The sequence below is a fragment of the Actinoplanes siamensis genome (genome assembly GCF_016862395.1).
In the GTDB taxonomy this organism is placed as follows: Bacteria; Actinomycetota; Actinomycetes; order Mycobacteriales; family Micromonosporaceae; genus Actinoplanes; species Actinoplanes siamensis.
Map to the genome: position 1 here is coordinate 20,625 of NZ_BOMW01000046.1, position 14,850 is coordinate 35,474.

Annotated in this window: 16 protein-coding genes; 8 read left to right on the forward strand and 8 right to left on the reverse strand. The window is 71.7% G+C overall.

Annotated elements, in window-relative coordinates:
- Positions 1 to 15: 15 nt before the first annotated feature.
- From Asi03nite_RS23725 to Asi03nite_RS23735, 3 genes are all read right to left on the reverse strand, one after another.
- A complete protein-coding gene (locus tag Asi03nite_RS23725) occupies positions 16 to 1,260 on the reverse strand; it encodes an MFS transporter (protein WP_239102877.1) in 1,245 nt (414 codons plus the stop codon).
- Positions 1,257 to 1,811, reverse strand: coding sequence for an ArsR/SmtB family transcription factor (locus tag Asi03nite_RS23730; RefSeq protein WP_203682650.1), 555 nt, complete (start codon positions 1,809 to 1,811; stop codon positions 1,257 to 1,259). The genes Asi03nite_RS23725 and Asi03nite_RS23730 overlap by 4 nt, the downstream gene beginning before the upstream one ends.
- A gap of 62 nt (positions 1,812 to 1,873) precedes the next feature.
- Complete coding sequence (locus Asi03nite_RS23735) at positions 1,874 to 2,569, reverse strand: histidine phosphatase family protein (RefSeq protein WP_203682651.1); 696 nt, start codon at positions 2,567 to 2,569, stop codon at positions 1,874 to 1,876.
- A gap of 213 nt (positions 2,570 to 2,782) precedes the next feature.
- On the opposite strand from Asi03nite_RS23735, the gene Asi03nite_RS23740 reads away from it, so the two are divergent.
- Positions 2,783 to 3,415 carry an acVLRF1 family peptidyl-tRNA hydrolase gene (locus Asi03nite_RS23740; protein WP_203682652.1) on the forward strand — a complete coding sequence of 211 codons (633 nt, stop codon included), beginning with the start codon at positions 2,783 to 2,785 and terminating at the stop codon, positions 3,413 to 3,415.
- 69 nt (positions 3,416 to 3,484) lie between these two features.
- On the opposite strand, the gene ypfJ is transcribed toward Asi03nite_RS23740, so the two are convergent.
- Positions 3,485 to 4,414 carry a KPN_02809 family neutral zinc metallopeptidase gene (gene ypfJ / locus Asi03nite_RS23745; protein WP_203682653.1) on the reverse strand — a complete coding sequence of 310 codons (930 nt, stop codon included), beginning with the start codon at positions 4,412 to 4,414 and terminating at the stop codon, positions 3,485 to 3,487.
- 178 nt (positions 4,415 to 4,592) lie between these two features.
- Between ypfJ and Asi03nite_RS23750 the strand changes: the two genes are divergently transcribed.
- The 4 genes from Asi03nite_RS23750 (at position 4,593) to Asi03nite_RS23765 (ending at position 9,615) form a co-directional block, all read left to right on the forward strand.
- A complete protein-coding gene (locus Asi03nite_RS23750; RefSeq protein WP_203682654.1) occupies positions 4,593 to 6,197 on the forward strand; it encodes an ABC-F family ATP-binding cassette domain-containing protein in 1,605 nt (534 codons plus the stop codon).
- Positions 6,198 to 6,627: 430 nt separating this feature from the next.
- Entirely contained in the window at positions 6,628 to 6,855 is a 228-nt protein-coding gene (locus tag Asi03nite_RS23755) for a helix-turn-helix domain-containing protein (RefSeq protein WP_014441759.1), read from the forward strand.
- Positions 6,852 to 7,658: an enoyl-CoA hydratase/isomerase family protein gene (locus Asi03nite_RS23760; protein WP_203682655.1), complete on the forward strand. Its 807-nt coding sequence runs from the start codon at positions 6,852 to 6,854 to the stop codon at positions 7,656 to 7,658. The genes Asi03nite_RS23755 and Asi03nite_RS23760 overlap by 4 nt, the downstream gene beginning before the upstream one ends.
- A 58-nt stretch (positions 7,659 to 7,716) precedes the next feature.
- Complete coding sequence (locus Asi03nite_RS23765) at positions 7,717 to 9,615, forward strand: ABC transporter ATP-binding protein (RefSeq protein ID WP_203682718.1); 1,899 nt, start codon at positions 7,717 to 7,719, stop codon at positions 9,613 to 9,615.
- A 45-nt stretch (positions 9,616 to 9,660) separates the two neighbouring features.
- On the opposite strand, the gene mug is transcribed toward Asi03nite_RS23765, so the two are convergent.
- From mug to Asi03nite_RS23780, 3 genes are all read right to left on the reverse strand, one after another.
- On the reverse strand, positions 9,661 to 10,212 hold the full coding sequence (mug, locus tag Asi03nite_RS23770; protein WP_307834024.1) for a G/U mismatch-specific DNA glycosylase: 552 nt from the start codon (positions 10,210 to 10,212) through the stop codon (positions 9,661 to 9,663).
- On the reverse strand, positions 10,209 to 10,970 hold the full coding sequence (locus tag Asi03nite_RS23775; RefSeq protein WP_203682719.1) for an SDR family oxidoreductase: 762 nt from the start codon (positions 10,968 to 10,970) through the stop codon (positions 10,209 to 10,211). Before Asi03nite_RS23775 ends, mug begins: the two co-directional genes overlap by 4 nt.
- 129 nt (positions 10,971 to 11,099) lie before the next feature.
- Positions 11,100 to 11,678 carry a TetR/AcrR family transcriptional regulator gene (locus tag Asi03nite_RS23780; RefSeq protein WP_203682657.1) on the reverse strand — a complete coding sequence of 193 codons (579 nt, stop codon included), beginning with the start codon at positions 11,676 to 11,678 and terminating at the stop codon, positions 11,100 to 11,102.
- Positions 11,679 to 11,843: 165 nt separating this feature from the next.
- Here Asi03nite_RS23780 and Asi03nite_RS23785 point away from each other — a divergent pair, with 165 nt between their 5' ends.
- Positions 11,844 to 12,494 carry an HAD family hydrolase gene (locus Asi03nite_RS23785; protein ID WP_203682658.1) on the forward strand — a complete coding sequence of 217 codons (651 nt, stop codon included), beginning with the start codon at positions 11,844 to 11,846 and terminating at the stop codon, positions 12,492 to 12,494.
- Positions 12,495 to 12,880: 386 nt separating this feature from the next.
- Positions 12,881 to 13,798, forward strand: a complete 918-nt coding sequence (locus tag Asi03nite_RS23790) for a serine protein kinase RIO (protein ID WP_373872154.1) — start codon at positions 12,881 to 12,883, stop codon at positions 13,796 to 13,798.
- A 333-nt stretch (positions 13,799 to 14,131) separates the two neighbouring features.
- Here Asi03nite_RS23790 and Asi03nite_RS23795 read toward each other — a convergent pair whose 3' ends face one another.
- Positions 14,132 to 14,380, reverse strand: coding sequence for a DUF2630 family protein (locus Asi03nite_RS23795; protein WP_203682659.1), 249 nt, complete (start codon positions 14,378 to 14,380; stop codon positions 14,132 to 14,134).
- A gap of 74 nt (positions 14,381 to 14,454) precedes the next feature.
- On the opposite strand from Asi03nite_RS23795, the gene Asi03nite_RS23800 reads away from it, so the two are divergent.
- Positions 14,455 to 14,838, forward strand: coding sequence for a hypothetical protein (locus tag Asi03nite_RS23800; protein ID WP_203682660.1), 384 nt, complete (start codon positions 14,455 to 14,457; stop codon positions 14,836 to 14,838).
- Positions 14,839 to 14,850: the final 12 nt, after the last annotated feature.

Consider the following 14,850-nt stretch of genomic DNA (forward strand, 5'->3'; position numbering starts at 1 on the left):
CGCAGGCACCCTGTTCTATTTGGCCGCCACCAGCGTCTTCGCCGGCAGTGCCCGGTGCTCGTCGAGCGAGTGCCAGGCCGAGAAGACGAACGGCGCCAGCGTGACCGCGAGATATCCGATGCCGGCCAGCAGCGCCCCGGTCCGCAGGCCCAGCTCGTCCGCGGCCCAGCCGCCCAGGACGCCGCCGAGCGGGATGCCGGCCCAGCAGAACGCGATCAGCACGCTCATCACCCGGCCCTGCACGCGCACCGGGATCCGCTCGTAGACGGCCGCCAGCAGGATCGGGTTGATCGTCGCCATCACTGTGCCGGAGATCGCCGCGATCGCCAGCACCAGCCACATCCGGTCGGTCAGGGCCAGCGCGAACAGCTGTGCCGGCCCGCCGATCAGGAAGCACACGGCGAACGTGGCCCGGCGGGGCAGGCGTGGCCCGACGATCGTCCACAGGATGTTCCCGGCCACCGCGCCGATCCCGAACGCGGTGCCGAGCGCCCCGAGCGCGGCCGGGCCGTGCGGCCCCTCGCGCACCCAGACCGGCACGAACACCGTCGCGAACGCCTGGTCGAAGAGGTTCGTCGCGAACAGCAGGGACATGATTCCGATGATCAGACGATCCTGCCGTACGTACCGGAAGCCGCTGCGCAGCGCCGCCGCGTACCCGCCCTCCTCGTACTCCGCCCCGTCCGGGCCGGTGGCGCCGCCCCGCACGAACACCGTGATGAGCAGCGCCGCGAGGCCGAACGTCACCGCGTCGACGAGCAGCACCCGGGCCGGTCCGACCGCGGCCACCAGGATCCCGGCCAGCGGCAGGCCGAGCAGCGTGGCCACCCGGCTGATGCCGTCGTAGAGGGTGGTGCCGCGCTCGGTGGTCAGCCCGGCGTCCGCGATCACCCGGGGCAGCAGGGCGCGCTTGGCCGTGTCGCCGAACCCGCGCAACGCCCCGGCCACGACGATCAGCCCGAGCAACGGGTGCAGGGGGATGCTCTCCTGGGCGGCCAGGAGCGGGATGCCGCTGACCGCGAGCAGGCTGGCCAGGTCGGCGGCGACCGCTGTCGAGCGCGGCCCGGCCCGGTCCACGACCGGCCCGCCGAGCAGCCCGGCCAGCACGTACGGCAGCATCTCGGCGAACCCGGCCACCCCGGCCATCAGCGCCGAGCCGGTGCTGGTCAGCACCAGCCAGGGCAGCGCCACGAAGGTGATCCGGCTGCCGAGCAGCGAGATCGTCTCCGCCGCGAGCAGTCCGGTCAATCCGCGCCTCACCGGTGGTCCCTCCTCGACGCCTGCTTGCTCGCCACGAACCGCGGAAACACCTGCCACTGCACGACGACCTGTTCCGTTCCGGCGCCCGGCCCGCCCGGCTCGTCCGCGGAATAGGCGCTGACCAGCGCCCCGATCCGGGACAGCAGATCGACCGCCTGCGCCGGGGTCAGCCGCAGGGTGTGGTCGCCGATGCCGACCGCGGGCTGCCACTCCGGCTGCAGCTCCGCGGCGGCGCCCAAGAACTCGTGCAGCCGCTGGAAGCCGTCGGCCGCCGCGGCGCGCAGGTGGCCCGCGTTGTCGTTGCGCCGCACCACCGGACGCCACCAGCGTTCCCGCCCGGCGGCGCGTCCCGGCACGTCCTCGACGAAGCCGTAGGCCGCGAGCTGGCGCAGGTGGTAGCTGGTCGTCCCGGACGACTCGCCGAGCCGTTCCGCGAGGCGGGTGGCAGTCGACGCGCCGTGCTCCCGGAGCAGGGCGAGCATGCGGACACGAAGCGGGTGGGCCAGGCCGCGCAGCGAGTGCGGACCGAGCGCGCCGGTGGGTGCGGGCATCGACTCAACCTATCCATGCAAAGAAATCTTTGGAAGATGTCGGTCGATGTGTTCTGCGGGACTCAGGCCGGTGGCAGGTGGTCGATCACGTTGTAGCGATCGAGTTCCAGGACGCCGTCCGGGTTGCTCGTGAACCGGCTGACCGAGGCGTTGCGCACGGCGCCCGCGGACCTCTCCACGGCGGCCAGCTCCTCCCAGCCGAGATCCTCGATCACCGCACGGGTCATCAGCACCACGGAGTCGTGCGCCACGACGACCACCCGCTGCCCGTCGTGCTCCCGGTGCAGATCGTCCAGGAACGCGGTGAGCCGCACCCGGATGTCCGCAAAGGACTCCCCGCCCGGCGGGCGGTACTCCCACGGCCCCGCCTCGGCCAGCCGCGCCGCCTCGCCCGGATACCGCGCCGCGATCGCCGCCCGGGTCAGCATCTCCAGCTCACCGAGGAGCCGGTCGACGAGCCGGTCGTCGGTCCGCGGCTCCGGGGTGACCGTCCCGGAGGCCTCCGCGGCGATCCGCCAGGTTTCCCGGGCGCGCAGGTAAGGCGAGGTCACGACCACCTCGGGGCGCCGGTCCGCGGGCAGCGAGGCCAGCCAGGCGCCGATGGCCCGCGCCTGCTCCTGACCGAGATCGGTCAGTGGGACGTCGGCGTCTCGTCCGCTCACCGCGGCTTCCAGCAACCCTTGCGCGTCCGCTTCCGGAAAGGCCACATTGGCCAGGCTCTGCCCATGCCGGATCAGGATCAGCTCCGCGACACCCATGATCGGACCTTATCTGTCACAGTCCGTCGTCGTGAAGCCGCACGAGGTGATCTCCTGTTCCGGAACGCCGGTCCGCGTCGCTGCTGCACGCCCGGGAGACGCGCGGAAACGGCGGGCAAGAGATGGTGCCCGGCGGCGCGTCCGCGGGAGGTCCGCTCGGGGTGGTGGCCATGGGGCCGGTGCCCCGGACTCCGCCACCGTAGTCTGACAAGAATGGGTGAACGGCCGGCCGCCGGCGGCGGGAAATGGGTGGACGTCGCGCCGGAGCGGCTCGAACGGTGGCTGGAGAACTTCGCGGGGCGGCACGGGCCGTACCGCGAGGACGGTCTGACCCTGATCGCCGCGGACGGCGCCGAGGCGACCCCGCAGGCGCCGCCCGGAGCGGGGGAGCCGGCGACGGTGGCCGAGCTGATCCGGGCCGCCGTGTCGCCGCGGCGGATCGGGTTGCTGTTGGCCCGCAAGGGCGCGGTGGCGGCTGGCGTCGCGGACGGGGCCGAGCTGGTGTCCTCCAAGGTGGACACGCACTACGTGCAGGGCCGGACCGCGGCGGGCGGCTGGTCGCAGCAGCGCTTCGCGCGCCGCCGGGACAACCAGGCGAAGGCGGCCGCCGCCGGCAGCGCCGGCATCGCCGGGCGGATCTTACTTCCGGAGGTACGGACCCTGAGCGCGCTCGTGACCGGGGGCGACCGTGCCGCCGTGGACGCGATCCTCGCCGATCGGGCGCTCGCGCCGCTCGCCGCGCTGCGGGCCGGGCGGGTGCTCGACGTCCCGGAGCCGCGCCACGCCGTACTCGTGCATGCCGTCGGCCTGGCCCGCGCCGTGCCGATCCTGATCCGGGAGCCCTGAGACGGGTCCGGCCGCCGTCCCGCGCCAGGTGCGGGTCGGCGGCCGGGGATCACCGCGCTCCGGCCGCGGTCAGTCGCCCTCCTTGACCGCGCCCGGCGCGAACGTGTCGCACCGCGTCGGGTCGCCCGAGTCGTACCCGGTGCGGAACCACTTCTGGCGGTCCGCCGACGTGCCGTGGGTGAACTCGGCCGGGTTGATCGTGCCACCGTTGCGTCGCTGAAGTGTGTCGTCGCCGATCTGGCCGGCGGTCTGCAGGCCTTCCTGGATGTCGGCGTCGGTGATGCTGGTGAAGATCTTCTGGCCCTTGGTGTCGGTGGTGCTGCTCGCGCCCTTGGCCCAGGCCCCCGCGTAGCAGTCGGCCTGCAGCTCCAGCTTGACCGATTCCAGGTTCGCGTTGCCCGGGTCGGCGTTCTGCGCCTGGCGCATCTTCGCCTCGGTGCCGAGCAGGTCCTGCACGTGGTGCCCGTACTCGTGGGCGAGCACGTACGGCTGGGCGAACTCGCCCGGCGCGCCCAGCTCCTTGGCCAGCTGCTGGTAGAACGTCAGGTCGATGTAGACCTTGTCGTCCGCGGGGCAGTAGAACGGGCCGACGCCGGAGTCCGCGACGCCGCAGCCGGTCCTGACCCGGCTGGAGAAGATGTGCGTGGTGGCCTTCTGGTACTGCTTGCCGAACGCCTCCGGCATCTCGGTGGCCCAGTAGGCCTGGATCGAGTTGATGTAGAGGACATTGCGGCACTCCATCAACTTCGTCGCGTCCGCCTGCTTGCACTGCTGGTTGAGATTGGTGTTGTCGCCACTGCCGGAGCTGCCGCCGCCACCACCCAGGTTGTTGATGCCGAAGTAGCCGCCGACCAGGAGCAGCACCACCGTGACGATGATGCCGGTGAGACCGCCCCCGCCGATCGGGATGGGCAGGCCGCCGAAGCCGCCCCCGCCGCCCGAGCCGCGAGCGTCCTCCACCTGACTGGTGTCGATCTCGGCGTTCTCATTGAGTTCCATGCCGTCCTCACTTCGCCACGGTTGCCCCGCGTGTACCCGATGATCTTGCCGCTTAATCGGGTGGGAGGTGCCGCCGCCGGGCGGGTAGGATGGCGCGGTGCTGCTCCGCGAAGGCTGACCTGCCGATTTCCCAGTTGCGCCCCGAGTCAGCCCGATCCCCGAGAGCGAGAAGCCTTACATGATCACCGCCACCGGACTGGAACTCCGCGCCGGCGCGCGCATCCTGATGTCCCCGACCACGCTGCGGGTGCAGCCCGGCGACCGGATCGGCCTGGTCGGCCGCAACGGCGCCGGCAAGACCACCACGCTCAAGGTGCTGGCCGGCGAGGGCGTGCCCTACGCGGGCCAGGTCGAGCGGACCAGTGAGATCGGTTACCTCCCGCAGGACCCGCGCACCGGCGATCTGAACGTGACAGGTCGCGACCGGGTGCTCTCCGCCCGCGGGCTGGACACCATCCTCGCCGAGATGCAGAAGCTCGAGGTGCAGCTCGAGGAGAGCTCCGAGGACAAGCTGGTCCGGCGGTACGGGCAGTTGGAGGACCAGTTCTCCGCCCTCGGCGGCTACGGCGCCGAGGCCGAGGCCGCCCGGATCTGTGCGAACCTGGGCCTGCCCGACCGCGCGCTCGCGCAGACCATCGGCACCCTCTCCGGCGGTCAGCGCCGCCGGATCGAGCTGGCCCGCATCCTGTTCGCCAACTCCGGGCAGAACGGCAAGGGCATCCTGCTGCTCGACGAGCCGACCAACCACCTGGACCAGGACTCGATCGCCTGGCTGCGCGGCTACATGGCGCAGCACAAGGGTGGCCTCGTGGTGATCAGCCACGACGTCGAGCTGCTCGACGCCGCGGTCAACAAGGTGTGGTATCTGGACGCCAACCGCGCCGTGGTCGACATGTACAACATGGGGTGGAAGACGTATCTGGAGGCCCGCGAGACCGACGAGCGCCGCCGCCGCCGGGAGCGCGCGAACGCGGAGAAGAAGGCCGGCGCCCTGCTGGCCCAGGCCGACAAGATGCGGGCGAAGGCCACCAAGACGGTAGCCGCGCAGAACATGGCGAGGCGGGCCGAGAAGCTGCTCGGCGGCCTGGAGGAGGTCCGCGCCTCGGACAAGGTGGCCAAGGTGCGCTTCCCGAGCCCGGCGTCCTGCGGCAAGACGCCGCTGACCGCGACGGGGCTGTCGAAGTCGTACGGGTCGCTGGAGATCTTCGCGGATGTCGACGTGGCCGTGGACCGCGGTTCCCGCGTCGCCATCCTGGGTCTCAACGGCGCCGGCAAGACCACGCTGCTGCGGATCCTCGGTGGCCTGCTGCAGTCCGACACCGGTGAGGTGCGCCCGGGCCACGGCCTGCGGCTCGGCTACTACGCCCAGGAGCACGAGACGCTGGACGTGGACCGCACCATCCTGGAGCACATGCGCAGCGCCGCGCCCGAGCAGACCGACACCGAGCTGCGCAAGATCCTGGGCGCGTTCCTGTTCTCCGGCGACGACGTGGACAAGCCGGCCGGCGTGCTCTCCGGCGGCGAGAAGACCCGGCTGGCGCTGGCCACCCTGGTCTGTTCCGGGGCGAACGTGCTGCTCCTCGACGAGCCGACGAACAACCTCGACCCGGTCAGCCGGGAGCAGGTGCTGGACGCGATCGCCAACTACCCGGGCGCGATCGTGCTGGTCAGCCACGACGCGGGCTGCGTGCAGGCGCTCAAGCCGGACCGGGCGATCCTGCTGCCCGACGGCGACGAGGACGCGTGGAGCGACGACTTGCTGGAGCTTGTCGAGCTCGCCTGATCCGATGCCGTTGATCCAGGATCAACGGCATCGTCAGTTGTCAACTGGTGCCCACACAGACAGTGCGATGTTCGGGCGTTTGCGGGCAGGTCGGACTTGCGCCCGTACGGGCTGGACGTCCCGTACAGGTGTCCCACAGCCGGCGCACAGCGTGGCGGGGCGGTATCGTACGGTCGCGCCTCGATCGAGTGTTTCTGCAGGTGATCGATGGTCTTGGTGAGCTGATCCCGGCCCGCGAGCGGGACGGTAAATGTCGGTCCGGGCGCAGTCGGCAAACGGTCTGACATTGATGCTCGTGGTAACCGTCAAGTTCCTGACAGTAATAAATGGGCACGTTCCTCGACGCTAGATGCCTGGCGCATGATCGTTGGAGGCGGTGTAATAGGTGGGACCGTATCTGACCGCACTGTCTGCGACGTGAGGATTCAAGATGGCAGCCACTGGCACAGCTACCAGTACTGAGAAGGGTCGTCGAATCGTCGGTAGCGAGCGGCAGTCGCTCGCCAAGGACCTGGTGAAGCGTTACACCTCCGGCGAGAGCATCCGGGCGCTGGCCGCGTCGACCGGCCGGTCCTACGGATTCGTCCATCGGGTGCTCACCGAGTCGGGTGTGCAGTTGCGCCAGCGTGGCGGCGCGCGCCGGCGCAAGAAGGCGTGACACCCGACAACGCCGAGCCGGTTAAGGCGTCAACCGCCGACGAAGTAGGCGTTCGTTACGAACAGGCTGGGCCGGTTGCGACGGTCTCGTTGTGCCGGCCCGACGTTCTCAATGCACAGACTCCGGCCATGTGGGCGGAGCTCGGCAACATTTCCCGGAAATTGCCGGGCGACGTCCGCGTCGTCATTGTGCGAGCCGAGGGCCGCGCGTTTTCCGCCGGCCTGGATCTGTCTGTCGCCCGGGGCGACGGCGATTCCTCACTGGCTCGCCTGGCGCAGTTGTCAGCCGCCGACTGCGCCGATCGGATTGCGGGCTTCCAGGCCGCGTTCACGTGGTTGCGGAGCCCGTCCATCGTGTCCGTCGCGGCGGTGCAGGGGCATGCCATCGGCGCCGGTTTCCAACTGGCGTTGAACTGCGACATGCGAGTGCTCGCCGACGACGCCCGGTTCTCGATGGCCGAGGTGACCCTCGGCCTGGTGCCCGACCTGGGCGGGACGAAACGGCTCACCGAGCTGGTCGGCCCGTCCCGGGCACTGGAGATCTGCGTCACCGGGCGGCGGATCGCGGCCGACGAGGCGGACCGGATCGGCCTCGCCACCGCCGTGGTGCCGCGGACTGAGCTGGACGCGGCGGTCGCCGACCTGGTCGCGGCCGTGCTGGCCGGGGAGCGGGGCGCGGTGGCCGAGATCAAGGGCCTGCTCGCCGGGGCGTCCGGCAGGTCGTACGCGGAGCAGGACCGGGCCGAGCGGGAGGCGCAGACCCGCCGGCTGGCCGAGCTCTCCGGCAGCGGGGACAAGGAATAGGGATTCCACCTCCCGGGTTGTCGTAGTCGCCGCGATGCCCGGGAGGTGGGAAATGAGCATGCCCAGCTGGAACATGCTGCGCTCGATCCAGAGCGCGGAGCGGGTCGCGAAGCACCAGGTCACCCCCGGCACCACGCGGCGGATCCTGCGGTTCGCGCGGCCCTACCGCCGGGACATCACGGTGTTCCTGATCGCCGTGGTCTTCGACGCCGGCATCGGCGTGGCCACCCCGCTGCTGGCCGGCGACGTGATCAACACGATCACCCGCGGCGGCCCCGGCGCGGCCGCGGCAGTGGTGCGCATCGCGCTGTTCATCGCCGGTCTGGCGGTGGCCGACGCGCTGCTCTCGCTCGCCCAGCGGTGGTACTCGGCGCGCATCGGCGAGGGCGTCATCCTCAGCCTGCGCACCCAGGTCTACGACCACGTCCAGCGCATGCCGCTGCAGTTCTTCACCCGCACCCAGACCGGCGCGCTGGTCAGCCGGCTCAACAACGACGTGGTCGGCGCGCAGCGGGCGTTCACGTCGACGCTGTCCGGGGTGCTCAGCAACACCATCCAGCTGGTGCTCACCGCGGTGGTGATGGTCAGCCTGTCCTGGCCGATCACCGTGCTGTCGCTGCTGCTCCTGCCGCTGTTCATCATCCCGGCGCGCCGGGTCGGCAAGCGGCTCGCCGAGATCACCCGCGAGTCGTACGACCTCGACGCCAAGATGAACGCGACGATGACCGAGCGGTTCAACGTCTCCGGCGCGCTGCTGGTCAAGCTCTTCGGCCGCCCCGACGCGGAGGCCGCCAGGTTCGGCGAGCGCGCCGCGCGGGTCCGCGACATCGGCATCCAGCAGGCGATGTTCTCCCGCACCTTCTTCGTGGCGATGCTGCTGGTCGCCTCCCTCGCCCAGGCCCTGACGTACGGCCTGGGCGGTTGGCTCGCCGTCCACGGCGACGTCTCGGCCGGCACCGTGGTCACCCTGGCCCTGCTGCTCACCCGGCTCTACGGCCCGCTCACCGCGCTCAGCAACGTCCGGGTCGACGTGATGAGCGCGCTGGTCTCCTTCGACCGGGTCTTCGAGGTGCTCGACCTGGAGCCGGGCATCGCCGAGAAACCGGACGCCGTGCCGATCCCGCCGGGCGCCGGCCGGGTCGAGTTCCGCGACGTGCGGTTCCGTTACCCGAGCGCCGCCGAGGTCTCGCTGGCCACCCTGGAGGACGTGGCGTCGCTCGACCGCACCGAGAACGCGCCGGTCCTGCACGGCCTCGACTTCACCGTGGAGCCGGGACAGCTGGTGGCCCTGGTCGGCCCGTCCGGCGCCGGCAAGTCCACCACGTCGATGCTGGTCTCCCGGGTCTACGACGTGACCGGCGGCGCGGTTCTGATCGGCGGCGTCGACGTGCGGGACGCCACCCTGGACTCGCTGCGCGACACGGTCGGCGTGGTCACCCAGGACTCCCATCTGTTCCACGAGACGATCGCCGAGAATCTGCGGTACGCCCGGCCCGGCGCGACCCAGGACGAGATGTGGGCCGCCCTGGACGGCGCGCAGGTCGGCGATCTGGTCCGGGCCCTGCCGGACGGGCTGCAGACGGTGGTCGGCGAGCGTGGCTACCGCTTCTCCGGCGGCGAGAAGCAGCGCATCGCCATCGCCCGGCTGCTGCTCAAGCAGCCGTCGATCGTGATCCTCGACGAGGCCACCGCGCACCTGGACAGCGAGTCCGAGGCGGCCGTGCAGCGCGCCCTGTCGGTGGCGCTGGAGGGGCGTACGGCGCTGGTCATCGCGCACCGGCTCTCCACGATCCGGGAGGCCGACCTGATCGTGGTGCTCGACCGCGGGCGGGTCGTCGAGCGGGGCACGCACCACTCGCTGGTCGCCGCCGGCGGGATGTACGCCGATCTGTACCGTACCCAGTTCGCGCAGGCCGCCACCCCGCTCACCGTTCCGGCGGCTACCGTGGAGCCGTGATCGGCCTCCTGGTCTTCGCGGTGGTGCCGATGGCGGATGACGTGGTCAGAGGGCCGGGTGGCCGGCCGCGTCGCGCAGCGCGCCGAACTCGCGGATCAGGTCCGGGAGCTGGAAGTGGGCGTTCAGCCCGCTCGGGTTGGGCAGGACCCAGACCGGGACATCGCCGATCGTGTCCGGCTGGCGGCCGATCCTCGCCCTGGGGCGCGCGAAGGCCGCCCGATAGGCCGTCACGCCGAGCACGGCCAGGAAGCCAGGCTGCTCCCGGCGTACCAGATCAGCGAGAAGCCGGCCCCCGGCGATCAGTTCGGTGGGGGAGAGCTCGTCGGCGCGGGCCGTGGCCCGCGCCACGACGTTGGTGATTCCCAGACGCAGTCCGGGCAGCAGATGCTGCTCCGAGGGATGCAGCAGCCGGTCGGTGAAGCCGGCACCGTGCAGGGCCGGCCAGAAACGGTTGCCCGGGCGGGCGAAATGGTGGCCGGTCGCCGCGGAGTAGAGACTCGGGTTGATCCCGGAGAACAGGACCCGCAGACCCGGCCCGAGCAGATCCGGAATGGTGCGGTTCGCGGCGGCCGCGATTTCTCCGGCTGAGGGTTTCACAGGGCGCGCAGCGAGCCGCCGTCGACCGGCACCACGCAACCGGTCACATAACCCGCCGCCGGCGACAGCAGGAACGCCGCCACCGTCCCGAACTCGGCCGGCTCCCCGATCCGCCGCACCGGGATCCGCTCCGCCGCCTCGGCCGCCGCGGTCGCCGGATCCCCGGTCATGCGGAACAGCTCCCGGTTCCGGTCGGTCATGAACCGGCCCGGCATGATCCCGAACACCCGGATGCCGCGCGGGCCGTACTCGTCCGCCATGTCCTTCGCGGCCATCGCCAGGCCGGGCCGCAGCCCGTTGGACAGCCCGAGCCCGCTCAGCGGCGCCTTCACCGAGGTGGACAGCACCAGCCCGATCGCGCCGCCCTCGGGCAGCGCCGCCGCGAAGGTCCGCACCGCGCGCAGCGAACCCAGGAACACCGTCTCGAAGGCCGACCGCCACTGGTCATCGGTCATGCTCGCCGCCGTGCCCGGCGCCGGACCGCCCACCGAGATCAGCGCGCCGTCCAGCCGCCCGAAGCGCTCGGTGGCCGTGTCCACCAGCTCCCGGGGTGTGTCCGGATCGGTGAGGTCGGCGGTCACCCCCACCGCGTGCCGCGGACCGCCCAGCCGTTCGACCGCGTCGCCGACCTTCTCCGGGTCCCGCGAGGAGATCACCACCCGGGCGCCGTCGGCGACCAGCGCCTGCGCGGTGGCCAGGCCCAGGCCCCGCGAGGCGCCGGTGAGGACATAGACACGATCGGCCAGCCCGAGATCCATGGCAGCCATCTTCGCAGAGTCACGGTGGTCGCCGCGCCGGCCGGGAGGCGCCATCCCGTCCGGCTGAGCCCGTGGCCTGCCTTTCCCGCGGTCCGCCTGGCCGGCGGCCCGTTCTGACTGCGGCCCGGGTCAGTGGCGGCGGACCGCGTCCTCCACCAGATCGAGCACCCGGGCCAGGTCGCCGGGGGGACGGCCGGTGGCCAGGTGGAGGACCAGCCCGTCGTACGCCAGCTCCAGGAACTGCGTCAGCACCTCGACCGGGACGTCCTGCCGCAGCACTCCGGCGTCCCGCTGCCGCTGCAACCGTTCCCGGGTGGCCTCGGCGATGGCCTCCGACCGCTGCGCCCAGCGCTTGGCGAACGCCGGGTCGGTGCGCAGCCGGTGCGAGACCTCCAGCTGGGTGCCGAGCCAGCCGGCCGTGTCGCCGTCGCTGGTGCCGGCAAGCTCCAGCAGGTCGCGCATCACCTGGACGAGGCCGTTGCGGGCGACGGTCTCCACCATCGTGGCCGCGTCGTCCTCGGCGACGGCGAGGAACAGCGACTCCTTGTCGCGAAAATGGTGGAAAATCGCACCGCGGGACATGCCCGTGGCCTCTTCCAGCCGGCGGACCGTGGCGCCCTCGTAGCCGAATCGCGCGAAACAGCCGCGGGCCGCCGTGAGGATCTCGTGGCGACGGGCTTCGAGCTGGTCCTGGCTTACCCTGGGCACAACGCAGATCGTGTCACGTGGCCCCGCGGTCTTGCAAACAGTACGTACGGCTTTCTAGCGCGCGGCGGTCGCTCGATCGGATGATGCGAATTGCGTCAAGCTTTCCGCGCATTGTTTACACTCCTGGACTGTTCGCTCCGGCCGCCGCTCACGTAAAGTGCGCGGGTGCCTCTAGTCTTCCTCGCCCTGGACGACACCCTGCTCGACCGCAGCGGCGCGTTCCGGCTGTGGGCTAAAGGTTTCCTCGACGAGATCGCCGCGCCGCAAGATGATCTTGACTGGCTGGTCGCCGTGGACGCCGACGGCCTGACCTCGCGCTGGGACCTGGCCGACCTGATCCGGGACCGCTACCAGCTGCGCGTGCCGGCCATCGACCTGGTCGACGAGCTCTACGAGGGCCCGCTCGTCTACGAGCGCCTCGACCCGATGGTCGGCTGTGCCCTGGAGATCGCCGCGGACGCCGGCCTGGTCCCGGTCGTGGTCACCAACGGGGCCACCGAGGCCTCCGAGGGCCGGATCCGCCGTACGGGGCTGGACCGCTATGTCGCCGATTGGGTGATCTCGGAGCAGGCCGGCGTCAGCAAGCCCAACCCGCGCATCTTCGCGCTCGCCGCCCAGCGGGTCCGGATGCGCCTGGCCGGGGCGTGGGTGGTGGGCGACAGCCCGGAGGCGGACATCGGCGGGGCGGCGGCCCTGGGCCTGCCCAGCGTCTGGCTGCACCGTGGACGGGAGTGGATGGACACGCGGTTCGCCCCGACCCGCGTGGTCGGCAACGTCATCCAGGGCCTCTCCGCCATCATGTCGGCCCGCGCCTGACGTTGTCCGGCCGGGCGTCACGACGTGCCGGCTCCCCTCGCCGCGCCCACGTCACATAGTGGCCGGGCGCGATGTCCGCAGATCCCCGGGCCGTTGCGCGCCGCCGGGTCGCGGCCGGCCACCAGTGGTGTCTCGAGCCTGCGCAGGCACCTCTGAGGACCAGCCGGTGAACGCGACGTCGTGAGGGTCTCGGGCGGCGACAAATGAGTTGCGGGCGGACTCCGGGTGGGAGAGAGTCGTCGGCGCAACGCGGTGTGCGCCGCGGCGTGCTGTCCGGTCTTCGCCGACCGGCTTCGAGAGAGAAGGAGGTGGCCACGAATGGCTGTCTTTGTGATGCCTGCTGTCCCGGCTTCCCTGAAACCTTCTTTCTCCGAGGAGACCCTCCAGTGCGTGAGCACGACACCTACGGTCCGGCGACCATGCGCCGGGGCCGTCGCAAGTTCGACGACGACGAGTCCGACTTCCTGAAGCGTGGCCGGCTGGAGCCGGCCCTGCAGGAGGATCCCGACCGGCCCGAGGTCGGGGACAACTGGTCCAGCTGGGACGGTGCGCTGCACGGGCCCGAGCCGCGGCCCGACTGGGTGCGCACCGAGCATGCCGCTGTGGACAGCGAGCTGGGTGTGCTGAAGACCGGCAAGGAAGCCGACGTGTACCTGGTCCGGCGGTGGCTGCCGGCGACCGGGCAGAGCAGCATGATCGCGGCCAAGCGGTACCGGGACGGCGAGCACCGGATGTTCCACCGCGACGCCGGGTATCTCGAAGGCCGCCGGGTGCGGCGGTCGCGGGAGATGCGGGCGATGAGCAACCGCACCTCGTTCGGCAAGGAGCTGATCGCCGGGCAGTGGGCGGCGGCCGAGTTCGACGCGCTCGGGCGGCTGTGGCAGGTCGGCCAGGAGAGCGGACTGATCCGGGTGCCGTACCCGGTGCAGCTGCTCGGCACCGAGGTGATGCTGGAGTTCGTCGGCGACTGGGAGACCGGCGAGGCGGCGCCGCGGCTGGCCCAGGTGCGGGCGGAGGCCGAGCAGCTGGACGACCTGTGGGCGCAGATGGCCGACGCGTTGTCGGTGCTGGCCCGGGCGCAGGTGGCGCACGGCGACCTGTCGCCGTACAACACGCTGGTGCACGACGGGCGGCTGGTGCTGATCGACCTGCCGCAGATCGTGGACGTGGTGGCCAATCCGCGGGGTGCGGAGTTCATCGCGCGGGACGTCACCAACGTGGCGAACTGGTTCCGAGCGCGGGGGGTCGCAGTGGACGCCGAGGGGCTGATCGAGCGGCTGCTGTTCGAGGCGGGGCTGCGATGAGCGCCCGGCGTGGCCGGCGGCGGCCGATCCCGACGCGGGCCTCCCGGATCCCGGGCTGCCGGCGGCCACGCGACACCCGGCCGGGCCGCCGCTGAGCCTCGGAGCGGTTCCCGGGCGGTGACGGGCGCACGGTTTCCGGGCGGTGACGGGTGCGCGGCTCGTGGGCGGCGACGGGCGCGCGGTTCGCGGGCGGTGACGGGTACGCGGGCCGTCCGCGGGCGGTATCGAGCGCGCGGACGGTTCGCGGGCGGCGTCGAGGGTTCACACCGTTCGCGGTGGCGCCGCGCGCCGGCACCGTTCGCGGCCGCCGCGGCGACGGCGACCGCGGCCCGGTCACTGCAGGTAGTTCTCCACCTCGCTGACGCTGTGCGTCTGCTCGGCGTCGGGGTCGTGCCCGATGTCGCGGGCCGCGCGGCGCCGGCGCAGGAGATCCCAGCACTGGTCCAGGGACTCCTCGAGTTCCTTGAGGCGGGCGTGCTCCTCGGCCGAGGAGATCTTGCCCTGGCTCAGCTGCTGGCGCAGCTGGTGCTCCTCCTCGACCAGCCGGTGGATGCGGCTCATCACGTTGTTGTCATCCGTCATTCCCGAAGCCTATTCACCCGGGCTGGGAGCGTGGGGCATCCCGGTGTTCGATGTCGCACCCTACGGTGGGGGCCATGACCGAACTTCCCGAGGAGTTGCAGCCGATCGTGCACGACGTGAACCGCTGCTCACCGGTGCGCGTGGTGGTGCGGGAGCCGCCGGTGCGGGATCGGTCCGGCAGCGCGTTGTGGGTGCGGGTGGCCGGGGCGTCCGGGGCGATCGGGTTCGTGCCGCAGCCCGGGGCGGCGCTTGTCGAGCGGACGTTCACACAGGCCGATCAGGTTCACGACTGGGTGCTGGAATGCCTGCCGGAGCTGGGTTTCCCGGCGGTCTGGCCGGAGTGCCCGGAACACCCGGGCACGCACCCGCTGGGGGTGGTCCTGCGGGACGGGGTCGTGGTGTGGGCGTGCCCGCGCTCGGGAACCGTCCACGCCCGAGTCGGCGGGCTGGGTGGCTGAACGGGGCGCGGT

Coding starts and splice junctions, on each gene's coding strand:
- Asi03nite_RS23730 (WP_203682650.1), bottom strand. CDS start 1,811: ATGCCCGCACCCACCGGCGCGCTCGGTCCGCACTCGCTGCGCGGCCTG.
- Asi03nite_RS23735 (WP_203682651.1), bottom strand. CDS start 2,569: ATGGGTGTCGCGGAGCTGATCCTGATCCGGCATGGGCAGAGCCTGGCC.
- Asi03nite_RS23740 (WP_203682652.1), top strand. CDS start 2,783: ATGGGTGAACGGCCGGCCGCCGGCGGCGGGAAATGGGTGGACGTCGCG.
- ypfJ (WP_203682653.1), bottom strand. CDS start 4,414: ATGGAACTCAATGAGAACGCCGAGATCGACACCAGTCAGGTGGAGGAC.
- Asi03nite_RS23750 (WP_203682654.1), top strand. CDS start 4,593: ATGATCACCGCCACCGGACTGGAACTCCGCGCCGGCGCGCGCATCCTG.
- Asi03nite_RS23755 (WP_014441759.1), top strand. CDS start 6,628: ATGGCAGCCACTGGCACAGCTACCAGTACTGAGAAGGGTCGTCGAATC.
- Asi03nite_RS23765 (WP_203682718.1), top strand. CDS start 7,717: ATGCCCAGCTGGAACATGCTGCGCTCGATCCAGAGCGCGGAGCGGGTC.
- Asi03nite_RS23775 (WP_203682719.1), bottom strand. CDS start 10,970: ATGGATCTCGGGCTGGCCGATCGTGTCTATGTCCTCACCGGCGCCTCG.
- Asi03nite_RS23795 (WP_203682659.1), bottom strand. CDS start 14,380: ATGACGGATGACAACAACGTGATGAGCCGCATCCACCGGCTGGTCGAG.
- Asi03nite_RS23800 (WP_203682660.1), top strand. CDS start 14,455: ATGACCGAACTTCCCGAGGAGTTGCAGCCGATCGTGCACGACGTGAAC.